Here is a 3,290-nt window from a genome sequence, read left to right as displayed (position 1 = left end):
CGATCGTCGGTGAGCTCAACGGTGTCGAGCACCAGGGGTGGGTGGTCACCGCCTACATCCTGGCGATCGCGATCGTCATGCCGCTGTACGGCAAGTTCGGTGACCTCTGGGGCCGGCGCTGGCCGTTCCTCGTCGCCATCGGCCTGTTCACGCTGGCCTCGGCCGGTGCGGGGTTCGCCCAGTCGTTCGGCGAGCTCGTGTTCTGGCGTGGCGTCCAGGGCCTCGGCGGTGGTGGTCTGATGATCCTGTCGCAGGCGATCATCGCGGACATCGTGCCCGCCAAGGACCGCGGCAAGTACATGGGCCCGATGGGCGCGCTGTTCGGCATCTCCGCCGTCATCGGCCCGCTCCTGGGCGGCCTGTTCACGCAGCACGCCGACTGGCGCTGGTGCTTCTGGATCAACATCCCGATCGGCGTCGCGGCGTTCGCCGTGGCCTGGTTCACCCTCAAGCTGCCCACGCACCGCTCGGGCAAGAAGATCGACGTCGCCGGAATCTTCTTCATGGTGATCGCCACGTCCGGCCTCGTGCTGGCCACGAGCTGGGACAGCTGGACCGGCAACCGGGGCTACGACTGGTCCGACCCGGGCCTGCTCGCGCTGGTGATCGGCACGCTCGTCTCGATCGCCGCGTTCATCATGGTCGAGCTCCGCGCGCAGGAGCCCCTGCTGCCGCTGCGCCTGTTCAAGAACCCGACCTTCACCATCGCCACGGCGATCGGCCTCATCCTCGGCATGGGCATGTTCTCCGCCCTGGCCTTCCTGCCGACGTTCCTGCAGATGTCCACCGGCGCCGGTGTGACCGAGTCGGGCTTCCTCCTGCTCCCGATGATGGTCGGCGTCATGATCACCGCGATCGGCTCGGGCATCGCGATCACGAGGACCGGCCGCTACAAGATCTTCCCGGTGGTCGGCCTCGCCATCACCACGGGCGGCGTCGCGTGGCTCACGCAGATCACCGGGGACATGTCGATGTGGCTCTTCGGCGCCATGATCTTCGTGCTCGGTGCGGGCATGGGCCTGGTCATGCAGACGATCGTGCTGGCCGTGCAGAACTCGGTCGACCCGCACGAGATCGGCACCGCGACCAGCACGAACAACTTCTTCCGCGAGATCGGTGCGGCGGTCGGGACGGCGCTGTTCAGCACCATGTTCACCACGAAGCTGGCGGACAACCTGGCCGGTGTCTTCGCCGGGGCGCCTGCCGGTTCGGGCGGCGAGGCCTCCAGCCTGACGCCCGCAGCGGTGCAGGCGCTGCCGGAGCCGCTCAAGACCGGGGTCATCGACGCGTTCACCAACGCGCTGGCGCCCTCGTTCTGGTACCTCGTGCCGGTGATCGCCGTCGGGTTCGTGCTCGCGCTCTTCCTGCGCGAGGTCAAGCTGTCCGACGTGGCCGGCATGGTCGCCCGCGGCGAGGCCGTCGCGGCCGACGGCTCGGGCGCGGACTCGGGCTCCGGCATCGTCGACGAGCTCTCGGCTTCCCCGCACGACGAGCTCCCGACCCAGCGGGACACCGCCTCGGACGACGTCGAGGCCTCCGCCCGCCGGTAATCTGACCCGATGAGCTCCACCGTCCCGGACGGCCAGGCCGTGCGCCGCAAGCGTGCCGCGAAGCCCCAGTTCACCCAGACGATCCTCGTCCTCGAGGCCGTCCTGGTGTTCTTCGCGACGCTCGTGGCGTACGGCCTGCGGCTCGCTCCCGCCTCCACCATCTGGTGGGTGGGCGGGAGCCTGTCCGTGGTGCTGATCCTGCTGTCGGGCCTGGTGTCGCGGCCGGGCGGCTACCTCGCCGGCTCGATCGTCCAGGTGTTCGTCCTGGCGGGCGGGTTCGTGATCCCGATGATGTTCGCGGTGGGCGCGATCTTCGTCGTCCTGTGGGTCGTCGCGCTGCGCCTCGGCGGCAGGATCGACCGGGAGCGGGCGGAGTACGATGCGGCGAACCCGGGAGCGGTCGGTCCGTAGAGCGCCGCACCCGTCATAGGGTTCAGGCCATGACTGACGCACCCACCACGCAGCGCACCCTCGTCCTCGTCAAGCCGGACGGCGTCCGCCGTGGGCTGTCCGGGGAGATCGTCCGCCGCATCGAGGCCAAGGGCTACACCCTCGTCGCCGTCGAGCTGCGCGAGGCCTCCGACGAGCTGCTGGCCGAGCACTACGCCGAGCACGCGGGCAAGCCCTTCCTCACGCCGCTGATCGAGTTCATGCGCTCCGGCCCGGTCCTGGCGGTCGTCGCCGAGGGCCACCGCGCGATCGAGGGCTTCCGTTCGCTCGCCGGCGCCACCGACCCGACGGTCGCCGCCCCCGGCACCATCCGGGGCGACCTCGGCCGCGACTGGGGCCTCAAGGTCATCCAGAACCTCGTGCACGGGTCGGACTCGCAGGAGTCGGCCGCGCGCGAGATCGCCCTCTGGTTCCCCGCGCTCTGACCTCAGCCTCCCCGGAGCTGAGGTGCGCGCACCTTAGGCTCTGTGCGTGCACCTCAAGACCCTCACCCTGCGGGGGTTCAAGTCGTTCGCCTCGGCGACGACCCTGAACTTCGAGCCGGGCGTCACCTGCGTGGTCGGGCCCAACGGCTCGGGCAAGTCCAACGTCGTCGACGCSTTGRCCTGGGTGATGGGGGAGCAGGGCGCCAAGKCGCTGCGCGGCGGMAAGATGGAGGACGTCATCTTCGCCGGCACCGCCGGGCGTCCGCCGCTGGGCCGCGCCGAGGTGGCGCTCACCATCGACAACGCCGACGGCGCGCTGCCGATCGAGTACTCCGAGGTCACCATCTCGCGGACGCTGTTCCGCAACGGTGGGTCCGAGTACGCGATCAACGGCCAGGGCTGCCGGCTGCTGGACATCCAGGACCTGCTGTCGGACTCCGGCCTGGGCCGGGAGATGCACGTCATCGTGGGCCAGGGCCAGCTCGACGCGGTCCTGCGCGCCACCCCCGAGGAGCGCCGCGGGTTCATCGAGGAGGCCGCAGGGGTCCTCAAGCACCGCAAGCGCAAGGAGAAGGCGCTCCGCAAGCTGGAGTCGATGCAGGCCAACCTCACGCGGCTCGGGGACCTGACCGGGGAGATCCGCCGCCAGCTCGGCCCGCTCGGCCGGCAGGCGGAGGTCGCCCGCAAGGCGGCGGTCGTCCAGGCGGACCTGCGCGACGCCCGCGCGCGGCTGCTGGCCGACGACCTCGCGCAGCTGACCTCCACGCTCGAGCAGGAGATCGCCGACGAGAGCGCCCTGCGCGCCCGCCGCGAGGAGGTCGAGGGCGCGCTCGCCGCGACCCGCGCCCGTCTGGCCACGCTCGCT

The 3,290-nt window shown here is 70.8% G+C and carries 4 protein-coding genes; all 4 read left to right on the top strand.

Annotation, left to right across the window (positions count from 1 at the left end; translation table 11 throughout):
• On the top strand, positions 1 to 1,550 hold a 1,550-nt coding region (locus AC1DUQ_RS19670), incomplete at its 5' end, for an MDR family MFS transporter (RefSeq protein WP_477074411.1).
• Positions 1,551 to 1,559: 9 nt separating this feature from the next.
• Positions 1,560 to 1,961, top strand: coding sequence for a DUF4233 domain-containing protein (locus tag AC1DUQ_RS19665; RefSeq protein ID WP_477062643.1), 402 nt, complete (start codon positions 1,560 to 1,562; stop codon positions 1,959 to 1,961).
• A gap of 29 nt (positions 1,962 to 1,990) precedes the next feature.
• Positions 1,991 to 2,425, top strand: coding sequence for a nucleoside-diphosphate kinase (gene ndk, locus AC1DUQ_RS19660; RefSeq protein WP_477062642.1), 435 nt, complete (start codon positions 1,991 to 1,993; stop codon positions 2,423 to 2,425).
• A gap of 46 nt (positions 2,426 to 2,471) precedes the next feature.
• A partial coding sequence (locus tag AC1DUQ_RS19655; RefSeq protein ID WP_477074410.1) for a chromosome segregation SMC family protein occupies positions 2,472 to 3,290 on the top strand: 819 nt, incomplete at its 3' end.

This window comes from Cellulomonas sp. P4_B5_2, from assembly GCF_056402235.1.
The sequence above is the reverse complement of the archived record's forward strand: the minus strand, read 5'-3'. Positions and strand labels throughout refer to the sequence as shown.

Excerpts from the sequence above, each read along its gene's own strand:
- AC1DUQ_RS19665 (WP_477062643.1), top strand. The coding sequence starts at position 1,560 with ATGAGCTCCACCGTCCCGGACGGCCAGGCCGTGCGCCGCAAGCGTGCC.
- ndk (WP_477062642.1), top strand. The coding sequence starts at position 1,991 with ATGACTGACGCACCCACCACGCAGCGCACCCTCGTCCTCGTCAAGCCG.